We start from the raw sequence: 15,670 nt of genomic DNA on the forward strand, positions 1-15,670 counted from the left end.
GCAGCAATGACAAGGGGCGCTTTGCCTTGTACTGGTCGCAACCGACCCCGGGCAATCTGACCGCCATGCCACTGCCCGAAAGTGACATGGCCGACACCCGCACCGGCCCCAGCGGCGAACCGGCCAACGCCTGGTTCACCTGCCCGCGCACCACGCTCAAGCCCTGCGTGATCGAACCCTACTTTTACGTGATCGACGGCCAGAAGGTGCTGATGACCAGCATCGTTTTCCCGCTGATGGTCAACGGCAAGGTCATCGCCTCCCTGTCGGTGGACATCAACCTCAACAGCCTGCAAACGGTCAGTCAGGGCGCGAGCAAGAAGCTCTATGACGGCCAGACCAACGTCAGCATCATCAGCCCGGTCGGTTTGCTCGCCGGTTACAGCCCTGACGCCAGCAAACTCAGCCAGCGCCTGGACACCGTGGACACAACCAACGGTGCCGAGCTGATCCGCCTGCTCGCCGCCAGCAACCGGACCGAAAGCCTGCACAGCAATCAGCAGTTGAAAGTGCTGGCGCCGTTCCAGCCGATTCCCGAAGGCAAGTCCTGGGGCGTGTTGCTTGAGGTGCCGGAGAACGTGCTGGTCGGCCCCGCCGAAGCCCTGAAAAAACAACTCGATGACAGCAACACCGCAGGCACCCTGGTCGAACTCGGCCTGGGCGTGCTGGCCGCGTTGATTGGCCTGTTGCTGGTGTGGCTGATGGCGCGCAGCGTGACCAAACCGATCCTCGGCGTGGCGCATATGCTCGAAGACATTGCCAGCGGTGAAGGCGACCTGACCCGCCGCCTGGCCTATGACAAAAAAGATGAACTGGGCCAATTGGCCGGCTGGTTCAACCGTTTCCTCGACAAGCTGCAACCGATCATTGCCGAAGTGAAACGCTCGGTGCAGGACGCGCGCAGCACGGCGGACCAGTCGTCCGCCATCGCCACCCAGACCAGCGCCGGCATGGAACAGCAATACCGTCAGGTCGATCAGGTCGCCACCGCGTCCCACGAAATGAGTGCCACCGCCCAGGACGTTGCCCGCAGCGCCGCGCAAGCGGCACAAGCAGCGCGAGATGCCGATCACGCCACCCGTCGTGGTCTGACCGTGATCGACCAGACCACCACCAGCATCGACAACCTCGCCGCCGACATGAGCGCAGCGATGGTGCAAGTCGAAGGCCTGGCGGCCAACAGCGAGAAAATCGGATCGGTGCTGGAAGTGATTCGCGCCATCGCCGAACAGACCAACCTGCTGGCACTCAACGCAGCGATTGAAGCGGCCCGTGCCGGTGAGGCCGGACGCGGTTTTGCCGTGGTGGCCGATGAAGTACGTAACCTGGCGCGGCGGACTCAGGAGTCGGTCGAGGAAACCCGCCTGGTGATCGAGCAGTTGCAGAGCGGCACTCAAGACGTGGTCGGCTCGATGAACAACAGCCATCGTCAGGCCCAGGGCAGCGTCGAGCAGGTCAGCCAGGCGGTGACGGCGTTGCGCCAGATTGGCGACGCGGTAACGGTGATCAGCGACATGAACCTGCAGATCGCCAGCGCGGCGGAAGAGCAAAGCGCGGTGGCTGAGGAAATCAACAACAACGTGGCGACGATTCGCGATGTGACCGAGTCGCTGTCGGGGCAGGCCAATGAATCGGCGCGAGTGAGTCAGTCGCTCAACAGCCTGGCGAATCAGCAGCAGCGTTTGATGGATCAGTTTCGGGTTTAACCCAAGTTCAGCCCCACTGAAGATCCAATGTGGGAGCGAGCCTGCTCGCGATGACGGCGGCACAGTCAGCATCGATGTGCCTGTCAGACCACTATCGCGAGCAGGCTCGCTCCCACAGGGTGATCAGCGTGCTTCAGATCGGTGTCAGCGTTTGGGCAACTCGATAACCACCTTCAACCCGCCCCACTCGCTCTCCTCCAGCCGCAAAACCCCGCCCCATGTATCGACGATGTCGCGCACAATCCCCAGCCCCAACCCATGCCCATCCGTCTGTTCATCAAGCCGAGTCCCGCGGCTGAACACCTGATCGCGCTGCCCCTCGGGAATCCCCGGCCCGTCGTCCTCCACGCTTAACTGGAAACCTTCGGCCGTCTCGACAACGCTTAAGCGAACCTCGGCATCCGCCCATTTGCAGGCGTTATCCAGCAAGTTACCCAGCAGTTCGAGCAAGTCCTCACGATCCCATGGCAATTGCAAACCGGCAGGTGCGCGATAACTGAGTTCAAGGTGTTCACCGTGAATCATGTTCAACGTCGCCAGCAACCCCGGCAATTCCTCATCGCAATCAAACAACGCCCCCGGCAGCGCATCGCCGGACAATCGCGCGCGGTTGAGTTCACGATTGAGTCGTTGCTGAACCTGTGCAAGTTGCGCCTGAATCACCTTGCGCAGCTCCGGATCCGCATCGAGTTTCTCGCTTGAAGCCAGGCTCAACAACACCGCCAACGGGGTTTTCAAGGCATGGCCAAGGTTGCCCAAGGCATTGCGCGAACGCTTGAGACTGTCTTCGGTGTGTGCGAGCAAATGGTTTATCTGCGCCACCAGCGGTTCCAGCTCCACCGGCACCTGATCATCCAGTTGCGAACGCTGGCCCTGCTGCAACTGGGCGATCTGCTCACGGGCCTTTTCCAGCGGACGCAAGGCGCGGCGTACGGTGATCCGCTGCAACAACAGAATCAGCAGCAACCCCGCCAACCCCAGTCCCAGCCCCACTTGTTGCATGCGCTTGAAGCTCTCGCGCACCGGGGTGTAATCCTGGGCCACGCTGATCGAAATCGACTGGCCCAACCGGCGATAGTCCGAACGCAACACCAGCAACTGCTGCCCTTCGGGGCCCAGTTGCAGGTTGCTGTGCAGACCGGGGTGTTCGAGACGCGGCAGTTCCTGATCCCATAGCGAACGGGACCGCCAATGGCTGTCGGCAAAATCGATGCGAAAGTAATGCCCGGAGAACGGCCGCTGATACGCCGGCGACAGGTGTCGCTCATCCAGTTGCAAGCCCTGTGGCCCGCGCACCAGCGCCACCAGCAGATTTTCACTGTCGTTGCGCAAACCGGCTTCGAGGTAGCGCTGCAAACCCATTTCGAACAGCCACAGGCTGGTTTGCGCCAGCACCAGGCCGACAATCACCATCACGCTGATCAGGCCCAGGCTCAAGCGGCGCTGGATCGATCTCACTTGGCTTGCCCGCCGAACAGGTAACCCTGACCGCGACGGGTTTCGATCACACTGCGACCGAGCTTGCGCCGCAGGTGGTTGACGTGGACTTCCAGCACGTTGGAATCGCGCTCGGTTTCGCCGTCGTAGAGGTGCTCGGCGAGGTGGCTTTTGGAAAGGATCTGTTCAGGGTGCAGCATGAAATAGCGCAGCAGACGAAATTCAGCCGCAGTGAGCTGGATGTCGGCACCGTCGCGGGTCACGCATTGGCGACCCTCATCCAGATGCAAACCGGCGGACTTGAGCATTGGCTGATTGGCCTGGCCGTGAGAGCGGCGCAACAACGCCTGAATGCGCAGGTGCAGTTCTTCAGGATGGAAGGGTTTAGTCAGGTAATCATCGGCGCCGGCCTTGAGGCCTTCGATGCGTTCGGCCCAGGAACCGCGAGCGGTCAGGATCAGCACCGGCGTGGCCAGCCCTGCCGCCCGCCATTGCGTCAGCACCTCAAGCCCCGGCAGACCCGGCAGGCCGAGGTCGAGGATGATCAGGTCATAGGGTTCGCTGCTGCCCTGGTAGACCGCGTCGCGACCATCGGCCAGCCAGTCCACGGCGTAACCCTGTCGGTTGAGGCCGGCCATCAATTCGTCGGCCAGGGGCACGTGGTCTTCCACCAGGAGCAAACGCATCGGTCAATCTTCCTTGTCTTTCAATAACTGGCCAGTGGTGGCATCGAGGTCCAGTTCACGGACCACACCTTCGGTGGTCAGCAACTCGACTTCATAAATGTAGACGTCATGTTTTTCTTCAAGCTCGGCTTCCAGCAATTTGGCCCCGGGATAGCGGTCCAGAGCCTGCTTCAGCAGTTGCTCCAGCGGCAGGATCACACCCTGCTGGCGCAGGCGCAGGGCTTCGTCCTGATCCAGGTCGCGGGCCATGACCACCGAGCAAAACGCCAGAAGCACCAACGTTATGCGTGAAAACGAAAACACCTTCATTACGTATCCTGATGATCCTTGAGAACCTGCCCGCTGACAGCGTCTAATTCCAGGTCCCACTCAATGCCTTGTGGGTCACGCAACTCAACCTGATAGATGTACTTGCCGTACTCTTCTTCCAGCTCGGTTTCGGTGATTGTGGAACCTGGGTGTTTGCTCAGTGCCGTGGCGTTGAGCTTCTCGAAAGACACAATGGTACCAGCGTCGCGCAGCCGTAGGGCTTCGTCGGGGCCCAGGTCGCGAGCGTGGGCGAGGCTGGCGGTCATGCCGATGAGGGTGGCGGTGATCAGGGCAGTCAGGGTTTTCATGGGGTGTCTCCGTATTTTTTTGTGTGTTGCCTACGGGAGCCACCTTAGCGATTCGAACTTAATTGAAACTGAATGGCCATCATTGGAGTGCCCCACAAACCTGTGGGAGCGAGCCTGCTCGCGATGCCGGAGTCACATTCACTATCCATGTGACTGTCCGTCCGCTATCGCGAGCAGGCTCGCTCCCACATTGGATTCGTACACCTGCATAACGCGCTTATAATCCCCCGCTCGCCAGACATTGAGACCGGTATGACCGCCATCCACATCAAGTTCCCTTCCCTGACCCTCAAGGCCGGCCCGCGGGCCTTTGCGCGCATCCGTGAAAATGGCTTGAGCGCCGCCGACGTCGGCACGCTGCCGGGTGCCGCCGGTGGGCCCAAGGCGCTGGGGATTCAGGGTCTGGACCTGGCGTTATTCGGCGAATGGCTGCCGGCTGCGCCGCGGGAACGCTCGCTGATCGGCGCCTCGGTGGGCTCCTGGCGCTTCGCCAGCGCCTGCCTGCCGGACGCCGCCGAAGGCATCCGCCGCCTCGGTCATTTGTACACCGAGCAGAACTTCGCCAAAGGCGTGACCATGGCGCAGATCAGCCAGAGTTCGCAACGCATGCTCGATGAGCTGCTCGACGGCCGCGATGCCTCGATTCTGGACAACGCCCATTACCGGCTGAACATCATGGTGGTCAAAAGCCACGGCCTGCTGGCGGACGATCATCGCGGGCGGCTGGGGCTGGGCCTGTCGTCGGTGATCGCCGACAACTTGCGTGGTCGCGCACGGCTGTCGCGGCATTTCGAACGGCTGATCATCCACGACCCCCGCCTCGCGCCACCGGTCAATGCGCTGAACGACTTCCCGTCGCGCTTCGTTGCACTGGACGCCAACAACCTGCGCCAGGCCTTGCTCGCCTCGGGCTCGATCCCGATGGTCATGGAAGGCGTGCGTGACCTGCCGGGCGCCGGCGCAGGGACTTTCCGCGATGGCGGCCTGCTGGACTATCACCTCGACCTGCCTTACAGCGGCAACGACATCGTGCTCTACCCGCACTTCACCGACCGGGTCATTCCTGGCTGGTTCGACAAAACCCTGCCATGGCGCCGCGCCTGCCCGACGCGCTTGCAGGATGTTCTGCTGCTGGCACCGTCGAAGGAATACCTGGCGCGCCTGCCCTACGGCAAACTCCCGGACCGTAACGACTTCAAGCGCTTCATGGGTGATGCCCCGAGCCGGCAGAAATACTGGCGCACCACGATGGATGAAAGCCGCCGCCTGGGTGACGAGTTCCTCGAACTCGCCGCCAACGGTCGCCTCGGCGAGCGCTTGCTGACCCTTTAGTCAGGACAAACTGTTAAACTCGCCGCCTGCCCACATCGCCCCGGCGATCGCCACCTGACAGAGCTGAAACCACTGTGGAAATCTTCAAAGAGTTTACCTTCGAATCCGCCCACCGCTTGCCTCACGTCCCGGAAGGCCACAAGTGCGGCCGCCTGCACGGTCACTCGTTCAAAGTGGCGATTCATTTGAGTGGCGATCTTGATCCGCATACTGGCTGGATACGGGACTTTTCGGAGATCAAGGCGATCTTCAAGCCGTTGTATGAGCGGTTGGATCATAACTATTTGAACGACATTCCGGGGTTGGAGAATCCCACCAGTGAAGTGTTGGCGAAGTGGATCTGGGGTGAGTTGAAGCCGTTGTTGCCGGAGCTTAGTGCGATTCGGATTCATGAGACTTGTACGAGTGGGTGCATTTATCGCGGGGAGTGAACTCTAGATTTGAAAAACCACCGGAATCGGTGGTTTTTTATGTCTGTCATATAGCTTGCTGAAGCTATTTTTGATTTTGATTCGGAGAGAAACATCCTTCGGTTTAAAATTCAAGTATGTACACGCATATGCTGGGAAAAATTGGCCCTATTCACAAGCACTCGACCACATACATGGCAAGTAAGTGATTTCCCACAGTTCCCCGCTCGTTTGTGCCTAGCCGCGCTACTCGAGTTCGAAAAAGTCGCTCCGCATTGATCACAGTTGTAAGGCCTCTCAGTACTATGCGTTTGCATATGCACCTTCAAACCGTTTGGTTGAGAAAATTTTTTATCACACACACTACAGCTGAATTTCTTTTCTTCGGCATGCGTTAAACGATGTTCCTGCAAGTGGGAGTTACGAGCAAAGCTTTTGCCACAATCTATACAGGACAATGGCTTCACCCCTGTATGCATTTTCATATGCCTGGCACGATCACCAGACGCCGAAAATCTTGCTTTGCAAGTAGTATCAAAACAGCCGTAAGGCTTCTCACCAGTATGAATACGTTTATGACGAACGAGTGCACTGGAACTCGAAAGCCCCTTATTGCATGTCTCACAAGGAAAACGTTTGGTGGAAACGGGCAAAGGGACCAACGATGGGTCTGCAATAGGAGAACTAATGGGCTGAACAGATACGGAGTCAAACGCCTTTGACATCGCAATATGAAAATCCAACTCTGCTGAAGCATCTGTTTCTCCATGGAATGAAGACATGCTCCATGTCGAATCCTGCGACCTTAAATCCTCTTCATTTATATCGATCGGAGGCAAGGTCCTCGCATTGGGTATAACAAATCTATTGAGCACTTCTTCCGGCACTGACCCTTGGGAGTTGTCAAACAATGGATCATTTCCGCTCCACATCCGCCCATCTCGATCCACCCTCCCCACCGGCGAATTCCCAACAAAACAATACAAATTCAACCCATCCACCGCCCCCGCCGGGTCCGGGTTGATCCATCGACACAACCACGGCGCAAAGTAGCGATAACCGTAGTAATACAACCCGGTCGCATCCCGCTCCTTGCCTGAATAACGAATGGTTTTGTACGCACCACTCTGATCGCTGTGATCCTCCCAAGCCGTACCGCCAAACGGGTAATACACTTCCCGGCTCAGGACGTTGGCCTGTTCATCGCACTCCACGGTGCTGGAGCCCAAGTGGTCGGTCAGGTGGTAGCGCAGAGGGTGTTCGGGAGCATCGGGCCCGTGCAGCCATTTCACTCGATTGCGGCCGCCTTCGAGGTCGAGCACTTCGTGTTCTTTTCCACCATGGCGTCGGTGCAGTTCCAGGCCCGGAAGGTAACGCACTTCGGCGATCACAGTGTGCGCAGCGGCCATTGCAGTGCGGACTTTGCGCAGGCGCTTGCCTCCGCCGCCGTAGATGTAGCGTTCAGTGTCGTCGTCGCCTTCGCGTACGACGGGCGACACGCTGGAGAGCTGATTGCGCAGGTCCCAGGTCATGACTTGCCCGCGATGCAAAAACTTGAGGTTACCGTTGTCATCAAAATGGCTGTCGAAATCCGGGAGTTGGTCATCCTCGATCAGGCTGCGGTTGCTGTTCGTGGCCACGGCCCAACGACGGGTGAACGGCTGGACACCGAGATGCCGCAGCTCGGTCATGTTGCCGGCCGCGTCGTAGTCGTATTCTTCGCGGTAGTTGACCACGGCGTTCGGGTCGTTCGAGGGGCGATACGGCGCGATGGGATAAAAGGCTGATCGTTCGGCTTCCCTGCCAGTGGCGCTGATTAACTGGCCAAAGGTGTCATAGCCGTAGGTGCATTGGGCGTTGATGCGCTGGTTCTTGTAGTAACGGATCGGCAGTGCGTGATCGTCGATCTGAAGGATGTTGCCGACCGGATCGACGGTGTAACGCAGGTCTTGCAGCGGCGGCGAATTTGGCAAAGCAGCAAACAACCGCTCCAGCCGGCCATCGCTGAGCACGTACTCCGCTTCGGTCACCACGCCGTTCCCGGCCGTTTCCCGTTCGACCTGACCGCTGGGGTTGTAGCGGATGTCGTGCACCAGGCACTGTCCGGGTGCCGCAGTATTCGCCGGTTGCAGCCAGCCTGTCTTGAGCTGGCCGGCCACGGTGTAGGTGAAGTGTCGGCGATGATTTTTGGCGTCGGTGAGGCTCAGCAAATCACCGAGCGGGTTGTAAGCCCAGCGGCTTTCGAGTCCGGAGCCGGGTTCCAGCAGTTCATTGCGCGACGCTTCCTCAAGCGGCCAATCGGGCGGATCGAGGGTTTTCAAAAAATGGCTGATTTCACATTGCGCCAGCCCCAGCAAATTGTACGCCGGCATATATCGGGTGCCGGCCGGGTCGTCGTGGCGGATCAACCGGCCACATTGATTGCCGGGATTGACCTGAGGATCAGCGGTGCCGTACTCCAATAGTTCCACAACCCGTGTCGCTTCCCCGCGAGCCTGCTCAGTTACGGCCAAGGGCCGAAGTGACGTGTCGTACTCAGTGTCCTGCCGAGTGCCCCGACTGTCCCACCGACTTAAGCTTTCGTCGGCCAGCCCAGCCAACAAAATCCGCCAACCTGAATCGACACTGTCAGCCGCCAACACCTTGCCCGACAAACTGTAGCAATGACTCAAGGCTGGGGCAGACAATCGCGGATCCCACTGATCAATCCCCCTTCCGACCGCATCGAATGACTGACGCGTCACCCGCGCCTCGGGTGTTTGCCCTATCTCCCCACGCCAGTACGCCACGCTGCGCACGACCAGGCCGCGCGGGTCGATGACCGTTGCCATGGGCGTTCCTTGATGCAGGCTGATATTGTCCATTAACTCTGGATAGCATCCGCCTTCAACAGCCGTCTACTGTCACAAATCACAGGCATTCATCCCGCTGATCCGATAGATCAAAAAAACCAACGAGACCGGTGGTTTTTTATGCCTATGCTTTTCCGCTTGCACCCGCCAAGAGGACGCCCCCATGACTGACTGGCCACTGGCTCAGACTTATCGCTTCAACGGGCACTCCGTTCGCTACGCCGTCCGTGGCGACGGCCCGCCGTTGGTGTTCGTGCATGGCACGCCCTTCTCTTCTTATGTGTGGCACCGGATTGCGCCGCACTTCATTACCACGCACCGAGTGCATTACTTCGACCTGCTGGGCTATGGGCTGTCCGAGAAAGTCGAGGGCGATGTGTCCCTCGGCGTGCAGAACGAACTGTTGGCGAAACTGCTGGAGCATTGGGGTCTGGAGCGCCCGGACGTGGTGGCCCACGATTTCGGCGGTGCCACGGTTCTGCGCGCGCATCTGCTCAACGGCAAGGATTACCGCAGCCTGACGCTGATCGACCCGGTGGCGCTGTCGCCCTGGGGTTCACCGTTTGTGCAGCATGTGCGCCAGCATGAAGCGGCGTTCAGCGGGCTGCCCGATTACATTCAGCGGGCGATTGTGCTGGCCTATGTTCGTGGGGCGATCAAGCGTGAAATCCCGGACGACGAGCTCGCGCCTTACGTGCAGCCGTGGCTGGGTGATCCGGGGCAAGCGGCGTTTTACCGGCAGATCGCGCAGATGGATGAGCGTTATACCCGTGAGATTGAAGGGCTGTACCCGACGATTCGCTGCCCGGTGCAGATTCTTTGGGGGGAAGACGATCAGTGGATTCCGATCGAGCGTGGGCAGGCGTTGCAGCAGATGATTCCGGGGGCACAGTTTCACCCCATCCCCCATGCCGGGCATCTGGTTCAGGAAGATGCGCCGGAGGCGATTGTCGCGGCTTTACTGCGGTTTCTACCTCAACACTCATCCTCCTGAAGAAACCAAACTCTCTGTGGGAGCGAGCCTGCTCGCGATGACCGCGGCACTTTCAACATTGAGCTGACTGTCAGGCCGCCATCGCGAGCAGGCTCGCTCCCACATGGGTTCTGTATTCCTTCAGGTGCACCGATTTTGTGCCCTCCCCGAGCCAAACGCCCTCGCTCGACTATAAATAACCACAGCCACCCCGCTTGGCACGACCACTGCAACACTCCCCCGCGTCACCATTCAGCAAGGAACGCCACATGACGCAGAACGATCCGGGCAACGACTACCCCCTCAGCGAAGTTCCGATGCATGCCCGCAAAGGCCTGGCCTCCACGGCCATGGTGCTGCTGGGTTTCACCTTTTTTACCGCGACCATGTTTGCCGGCGGCAAGCTCGGTGTGGCGTTCAGTTTCGGCGAGATGATGGCGGTGATCATCGTCGGCAATCTGTTGCTGGGCATCTACGCAGCAGCGCTGGGCTATATCGCTTTCAAGAGTGGGCTCAATTCGGTGCTGATGGGGCGGTTCTGCTTCGGCGAAATGGGCAGCAAGCTCTGCGACCTGATCCTCGGTTTCACCCAGATCGGCTGGTACGCCTGGGGCACCGCGACTGCGGCCGTGGTGCTGGGCAAATATTTCGAACTGAGCGAAGGCACCGTCCTCGGCCTGATGGTGCTGTTCGGCCTGGTGTTTTGCGCCACGGCGTATGTCGGTTATCGCGGATTGGAAATCCTCTCGTACATCGCGGTGCCGGCCATGATGTTGCTGCTGACGCTGTCGATGTGGGTCGCCACGGTGAAGGTCGGTGGGCTCGATGGTTTGCTCGCGGTGGTCCCGACGGGAACCCTGGATTGGTCGACCGCCATTACGCTGGTGTTCGGCACATTCGTCAGCGGCGCGACCCAAGCGACCAACTGGACACGTTTCTCCCGCTCCGCGCGGGTCGCGGTGCTGGCGAGCCTGATCGGCTTCTTCATCGGCAACGGTCTGATGATCCTGATCGGCGCCTACGGGGCCATCGTTTATCAACAGCCGGACGTGGTCGAAGTGCTGCTGTTGCAAGGTTTCGCCATGGCGGCGATGGCGATGTTGCTGCTCAATATCTGGAGCACCCAGGACAACACCATCTACAACTTCGCCGTCGCTGGCTGCAACCTGCTGCGTACCGGCCGGCGCAAAACCGTGACCCTCGCCGGCGCATTGATCGGCACGTTGCTGGCGCTGCTGGGCATGTACGACATGCTGGTGCCTTACCTGATTCTGCTGGGCACCGTAATTCCGCCGATAGGCGGGGTGATCATGGCGGACTTTTTCTTCCGTTATCGCGGTCAATATCCACGTCTGGCCGATGCTCGGTTGCCGGCGTTCAACTGGCCTGGTCTGAGCGCTTATGCGGTCGGCACGGTTGCCGCGTTCAGTTCGCCGTGGGTCGCGCCGCTGGTAGGGATTGCCGCTGCCGCGCTAACGTATGTGTTACTGACTGGCGTACTCGGTGCCCGTGCCGCCAACGCACCACTACAAGATCTATAAAAGGATTCGCCTGATGCACATCATCAACGCCCGCCTGCGCAACCAAGAAGGCCTGCATGAGTTGCACCTGGAAAACGGCCTGATCAGCAACATCGCCCGGCAGACCGAGGCGCCGACCCTGGGCCCTGATGATCTGGACGCTGGCGGTAACCTGGTGGTGCCACCCTTCGTCGAGCCACACATTCACCTCGACGCCACGCTCACCGCCGGCGAACCGCGCTGGAACATGAGCGGTACGCTGTTCGAGGGCATCGAATGCTGGGGCGAGCGTAAGGCGACCATCACCCTGGAAGACACCAAGACCCGCGCGAAGAAAACCATCCAGAGCCTCGCCGCCCACGGCATCCAGCATGTGCGCACCCATGTCGACGTCACCGACCCGACATTGACCGCCCTCAAGGCCATGCTCGAAGTGCGCGAGGAAAGCCGTCACTTGATCGACCTGCAGATCGTCGCGTTCCCTCAGGAAGGCATCGAGTCGTACCGCAACGGTCGGGAATTGATGGAAGAAGCGATCCGCATGGGCGCCGATGTGGTCGGCGGCATTCCACATTTCGAATACACCCGCGATCAGGGCGTGAGTTCAGTGAAATTCCTGATGGACCTGGCCGAGCGCACCGGTTGCCTGGTGGACGTGCATTGCGATGAAACCGACGACCCGCACTCGCGGTTTCTTGAGGTGCTGGCCGAAGAAGCCCGCAGCCGCGACATGGGTTCGCGGGTCACCGCCAGCCACACCACGGCCATGGGCTCTTACGACAACGCCTACTGCGCCAAACTGTTTCGCTTGCTCGGGCATTCGGGGATCAGCTTTGTCTCCTGCCCCACCGAAAGCATTCACCTGCAGGGGCGCTTCGACAACTTCCCGAAACGCCGTGGCGTGACCCGGGTCAACGAGTTGCTCGAAGCGGGGATGAACGTGTGTTTCGGCCAGGATTCGATCGTCGACCCGTGGTATCCGCTGGGTAACGGCAACATCCTGCGAGTCCTCGAAGCCGGCCTGCACATCTGCCACATGCTCGGTTACCGCAATCTGCAAAGTGCGCTGGACCTGGTCACCGACAACAGCGCCAAGGCCATGGCCCTGGGTGATCGTTATGGACTGGAGCGGGGGCGGCCGGCGAATCTGCTGATTTTATCGGCGGACAGCGATTACGAGGTGATTCGCAGCCAGGGCTTGCCGTTGTATTCGGTGCGCGCGGGCAAAGTGTTGATGAAGCGGCAGATGCCGGTGGTGGAGTTCTTTGGCGATCAGGGCTGAATTTTGCGTTGATTTGACTGGCCCCATCGCGAGCAAGCCCGCTCCCACATTGGTCTTCAGTGGACACAAATGCTGAATACACCGCAGCCCCCCTGTGGGAGCGAGCCTGCTCGCGATGGCAATCTCGAATTCAACCCATCAACCGCGCCGTACCAAACAACCTGACCCGACTCAACTCACCGTCCGACTCTTCCAGCAAAATCGGCGCCGTGCCGCCGGGCATCACCACCTTCACCTCTCCAGCACTCACCCAACCCACCCGCCACGCCGCGCAAGCCACCGCACTGGCGCTGGTGCCCGACGACGCCGTCGGCCCTTCACCGCGCTCGAACACCCGCGCGATGACTCGCCCCTCGGACTCAAGCATCGCCCATTGCAAATTGATCCCGGCGGGACACGGCTCCCCTGCCCCGGTCGGCATGGCGTAGGCGATACGCGTCAGCCCCTCGGACAACTTCGGTTCTCGCATCTGCTCATTGCCCGGCAACGCATCCGCTTGTGTCACCAGCGTCACACAATGAGGATTGCCAATGCGCACGAACTGACTTCGGGACCATGCGCGATCAAGTGATGACAACGGCGGCACCTGGCTGACGTCGCGACCGTTCAACACTTCACGCTCAACCCCTTGGCCCCCCACCGCTTGCGGCCCGAACGACGGTTTGCCCAGGTCCAGCCAGAACCCTTCCACACCCTCGACTTCTGCCGGCAGCACCGAAGTTTCCACCGGCGAAACCGCATCGGCCTTGTCGTGATGAACCCTGAGCAAACAAACGTCGTCCGCTGGCAGTAACCCTTGCTCACTGAGCGCCTGAGAAAAAATCGTCAGGCCATTGCCGCTGCGTTCCGCCAACGTGCCATCGGTGTTGACGATCAGCAGATCAAAGGGCGGCGCCGCTTGAAACGGACCGACCAGCAAGCCATCGCAGCGATGATCCTTGCTGCCGGGCGGTTGCGTGCCGGGGGCCCAGCCACAGAAGGCCTCGATAGCCGAAACCGCCCATGCCGCACGGGTTTGCGCAGCCTGACTGGCAAGCAGAGGTAAATCGACACCTTCACGGCGCACGGCCTCAGGCGCCACCACCGCATAGATATTGCCCCGAGCATCGTAAAACGGCGTCATGGATCGCTCCTGAAGTCAGCCAGAAAGTGCCTGTACTTTAGGCGTCAATGTCCGGCGATGAAATACCGTCCCGGCGTCACCCCGAACGTGCGGCGAAACATGGCCATGAAGGCGCTGACATTAACCCCGCTTTAAGCTGAACACTCATTCACAGGAGTTTCCCCATGCGCGCCGAAGACCTGCTTCCCGATGAACTCAATGAAGGCCAATTCAATGGCATCGCCGTGCGCAAAGGCACAGTCGGCGCCTTTCTGATCAATACCCGAACGCTGAGCGATCCGCTTGCCAGCGATGAACAGCGGCGCATGGCCGAGCACGACATTGTCGAGGCCTTGCCGGCACTGCGCGCCCTGGGGCTGTTCGATATCCTGCAAATACGCGACGAATCCCTGCGTGCCATGTGCCGACAACACTGACACGCGGCCTCGCGGTTGAGGGTCAGGCTGTGCAAGGATGTCATCCTGCCTGACCGCGAACCCGTCCGGACGCTGATCGAACCTCACCGGTGAGTCAGTGTCCCTTGGACACGCGACGTTTTTTGCCAAGGATTGAAATGACCAACCTCAACACCCAGACCTCATTCGTTCCCGGACGCCTGGAGCAGATGTCCACGCGCATCGCCTTTTTCATCGCCGGTTTGGGGATCGCCGCGTGGGCGCCACTGGTGCCTTATGCCAAGGCCCGGGCCGGGCTGGATGAAGGGACCCTCGGTTTGCTGCTGCTGTGCCTGGGGGTGGGCTCGATTCTGGCGATGCCGATGGCCGGGATTCTGGCCACACGCTTCGGCTGCCGCCGGGTGGCCGTCGGCGGGACGTTGCTGATTTGCCTGGCGCTGCCGCTGCTGGCGACGGTGACTTCAACTCCCGCATTGATCGCGACGTTGTTTCTGTTCGGTGCCGGCCTCGGCACGGTGGATTCGACGGTGAACCTGCAAGCGGTGATCGTCGAACGGGCCAGCGGCAAGACCATGATGTCGGGTTTCCATGGGTTGTTCAGCCTCGGCGGGATTGTCGGGGCGGCGGGTGTCAGTGCCTTGCTCGGCTTCGGGGTTTCTCCGCTGGGGGCGACGCTGGTGGTGATCGTGTTCCTGCTGATCGCGCTGTTCAAGGCCGCGCCGCACCTGTTGCCTTACGGCAGCGAGAGTTCGGGCCCGGCGTTTGCCGTGCCCCATGGCATCGTGCTGTTCATCGGCGGGATGTGTTTCATCGTGTTCCTCGCCGAAGGTGCGGCGCTCGACTGGAGCGCGGTGTTCCTGGCGCAGGAGCGCGGGATCGACACCGCGTATGCGGGGCTGGGTTATGCGGCGTTTGCGCTGACCATGACCGTCGGGCGCCTGACCGGGGACGCGATTGTGCGGCGCCTGGGCGCAACAAAAGTCATCGTGTTCGGTGGGCTGACGGCCGCTGCGGGCCTGTTTCTGGCGACGTTCGTACCAAGTTGGGAGATGGCGCTGGTGGGTTATGCGCTGGTCGGGGCGGGTTGTTCGAACATTGTGCCGGTGCTGTATACCGCCGTCGGCAAACAGACCGTCATGCCCGAAAGCATCGCGGTGCCGGCCATTACCACCCTGGGTTATGCAGGGATTCTTGCGGGGCCTGCATTGATCGGCTTTATCGCCCACGGCAGCAGTTTGAGTTTTGCCTTTGGGTTGATGGCGATATTGCTGGTGGCGGTGGCCATTGGCGGGAAAGTGCTTAAGGTCTGAAAAGCATCGCGAGCAGGCTCGCTCCCA

General features: G+C 60.3%; 14 protein-coding genes and 1 pseudogene. 9 read left to right on the forward strand and 6 right to left on the reverse strand.

Features of this window, described 5'->3' with window-relative positions; translation table 11 throughout:
- Positions 1-743 precede the first annotated feature (743 nt).
- Together ACYZUD_RS13405 and ACYZUD_RS13410 are read left to right on the forward strand one after the other, a co-directional pair.
- Positions 744-800: pseudogene (locus ACYZUD_RS13405) on the forward strand (hypothetical protein); the annotation flags it as partial.
- Between the two features lie 201 nt (positions 801-1,001).
- Positions 1,002-1,706, forward strand: a complete 705-nt coding sequence (locus ACYZUD_RS13410) for a methyl-accepting chemotaxis protein (RefSeq protein WP_462025036.1) — start codon at positions 1,002-1,004, stop codon at positions 1,704-1,706.
- Positions 1,707-1,850: 144 nt separating this feature from the next.
- Here ACYZUD_RS13410 and ACYZUD_RS13415 read toward each other — a convergent pair whose 3' ends face one another.
- The 4 genes from ACYZUD_RS13415 to ACYZUD_RS13430 are packed head-to-tail and all read right to left on the reverse strand — an operon-like array spanning position 1,851 to position 4,446.
- Entirely contained in the window at positions 1,851-3,164 is a 1,314-nt protein-coding gene (locus ACYZUD_RS13415) for a sensor histidine kinase (RefSeq protein WP_462024425.1), read from the reverse strand.
- On the reverse strand, positions 3,161-3,829 hold the full coding sequence (locus ACYZUD_RS13420) for a response regulator transcription factor (RefSeq protein WP_462024426.1): 669 nt from the start codon (positions 3,827-3,829) through the stop codon (positions 3,161-3,163). Before ACYZUD_RS13420 ends, ACYZUD_RS13415 begins: the two co-directional genes overlap by 4 nt.
- A 3-nt stretch (positions 3,830-3,832) precedes the next feature.
- On the reverse strand, positions 3,833-4,138 hold the full coding sequence (locus tag ACYZUD_RS13425) for a PepSY domain-containing protein (RefSeq protein ID WP_462024427.1): 306 nt from the start codon (positions 4,136-4,138) through the stop codon (positions 3,833-3,835).
- Entirely contained in the window at positions 4,138-4,446 is a 309-nt protein-coding gene (locus ACYZUD_RS13430; protein ID WP_462024428.1) for a PepSY domain-containing protein, read from the reverse strand. Before ACYZUD_RS13430 ends, ACYZUD_RS13425 begins: the two co-directional genes overlap by 1 nt.
- Before the next feature lie 252 nt (positions 4,447-4,698).
- Between ACYZUD_RS13430 and ACYZUD_RS13435 the strand changes: the two genes are divergently transcribed.
- Both ACYZUD_RS13435 and queD read left to right on the forward strand, forming a co-directional pair.
- A complete protein-coding gene (locus tag ACYZUD_RS13435) occupies positions 4,699-5,778 on the forward strand; it encodes a patatin-like phospholipase family protein (RefSeq protein ID WP_462024429.1) in 1,080 nt (359 codons plus the stop codon).
- A gap of 74 nt (positions 5,779-5,852) precedes the next feature.
- A complete protein-coding gene (queD, locus tag ACYZUD_RS13440) occupies positions 5,853-6,209 on the forward strand; it encodes a 6-carboxytetrahydropterin synthase QueD (protein WP_017339724.1) in 357 nt (118 codons plus the stop codon).
- 110 nt (positions 6,210-6,319) lie between these two features.
- Here the strand turns inward: queD and ACYZUD_RS13445 are convergent, their stop codons facing one another.
- Positions 6,320-9,019, reverse strand: coding sequence for an RHS repeat-associated core domain-containing protein (locus tag ACYZUD_RS13445; protein WP_462024430.1), 2,700 nt, complete (start codon positions 9,017-9,019; stop codon positions 6,320-6,322).
- 184 nt (positions 9,020-9,203) lie between these two features.
- On the opposite strand from ACYZUD_RS13445, the gene ACYZUD_RS13450 reads away from it, so the two are divergent.
- The 3 genes from ACYZUD_RS13450 to codA all read left to right on the forward strand — a co-directional run bounded on the left by ACYZUD_RS13450 (position 9,204) and on the right by codA (position 12,815).
- Positions 9,204-10,034, forward strand: coding sequence for an alpha/beta fold hydrolase (locus ACYZUD_RS13450; RefSeq protein WP_462024431.1), 831 nt, complete (start codon positions 9,204-9,206; stop codon positions 10,032-10,034).
- A gap of 248 nt (positions 10,035-10,282) precedes the next feature.
- Positions 10,283-11,554, forward strand: coding sequence for a cytosine permease (gene codB, locus ACYZUD_RS13455; protein ID WP_462024432.1), 1,272 nt, complete (start codon positions 10,283-10,285; stop codon positions 11,552-11,554).
- A gap of 13 nt (positions 11,555-11,567) precedes the next feature.
- Positions 11,568-12,815 (forward strand): cytosine deaminase, encoded by a 1,248-nt coding sequence (gene codA, locus ACYZUD_RS13460; protein WP_462024433.1) that lies wholly within the window; start codon positions 11,568-11,570, stop codon positions 12,813-12,815.
- 130 nt (positions 12,816-12,945) lie between these two features.
- Here the strand turns inward: codA and ACYZUD_RS13465 are convergent, their stop codons facing one another.
- Positions 12,946-13,938, reverse strand: coding sequence for a diaminopimelate epimerase (locus ACYZUD_RS13465; RefSeq protein ID WP_462024434.1), 993 nt, complete (start codon positions 13,936-13,938; stop codon positions 12,946-12,948).
- 164 nt (positions 13,939-14,102) lie between these two features.
- Between ACYZUD_RS13465 and ACYZUD_RS13470 the strand changes: the two genes are divergently transcribed.
- On the forward strand, positions 14,103-14,354 hold the full coding sequence (locus ACYZUD_RS13470) for a hypothetical protein (protein ID WP_462024435.1): 252 nt from the start codon (positions 14,103-14,105) through the stop codon (positions 14,352-14,354).
- Positions 14,355-14,491: 137 nt separating this feature from the next.
- Positions 14,492-15,643, forward strand: a complete 1,152-nt coding sequence (locus tag ACYZUD_RS13475) for an MFS transporter (RefSeq protein WP_462024436.1) — start codon at positions 14,492-14,494, stop codon at positions 15,641-15,643.
- Positions 15,644-15,670: the final 27 nt, after the last annotated feature.

The organism is Pseudomonas sp. XS1P51, assembly GCF_054897845.1.

Coding starts and splice junctions, on each gene's coding strand:
- ACYZUD_RS13465 (WP_462024434.1), bottom strand. CDS start 13,938: ATGACGCCGTTTTACGATGCTCGGGGCAATATCTATGCGGTGGTGGCG.
- ACYZUD_RS13445 (WP_462024430.1), bottom strand. CDS start 9,019: ATGGCAACGGTCATCGACCCGCGCGGCCTGGTCGTGCGCAGCGTGGCG.
- ACYZUD_RS13470 (WP_462024435.1), top strand. CDS start 14,103: ATGCGCGCCGAAGACCTGCTTCCCGATGAACTCAATGAAGGCCAATTC.
- codA (WP_462024433.1), top strand. CDS start 11,568: ATGCACATCATCAACGCCCGCCTGCGCAACCAAGAAGGCCTGCATGAG.
- ACYZUD_RS13430 (WP_462024428.1), bottom strand. CDS start 4,446: ATGAAAACCCTGACTGCCCTGATCACCGCCACCCTCATCGGCATGACC.
- ACYZUD_RS13425 (WP_462024427.1), bottom strand. CDS start 4,138: ATGAAGGTGTTTTCGTTTTCACGCATAACGTTGGTGCTTCTGGCGTTT.
- ACYZUD_RS13420 (WP_462024426.1), bottom strand. CDS start 3,829: ATGCGTTTGCTCCTGGTGGAAGACCACGTGCCCCTGGCCGACGAATTG.
- ACYZUD_RS13410 (WP_462025036.1), top strand. CDS start 1,002: ATGAGTGCCACCGCCCAGGACGTTGCCCGCAGCGCCGCGCAAGCGGCA.
- ACYZUD_RS13475 (WP_462024436.1), top strand. CDS start 14,492: ATGACCAACCTCAACACCCAGACCTCATTCGTTCCCGGACGCCTGGAG.
- ACYZUD_RS13450 (WP_462024431.1), top strand. CDS start 9,204: ATGACTGACTGGCCACTGGCTCAGACTTATCGCTTCAACGGGCACTCC.
- ACYZUD_RS13435 (WP_462024429.1), top strand. CDS start 4,699: ATGACCGCCATCCACATCAAGTTCCCTTCCCTGACCCTCAAGGCCGGC.
- codB (WP_462024432.1), top strand. CDS start 10,283: ATGACGCAGAACGATCCGGGCAACGACTACCCCCTCAGCGAAGTTCCG.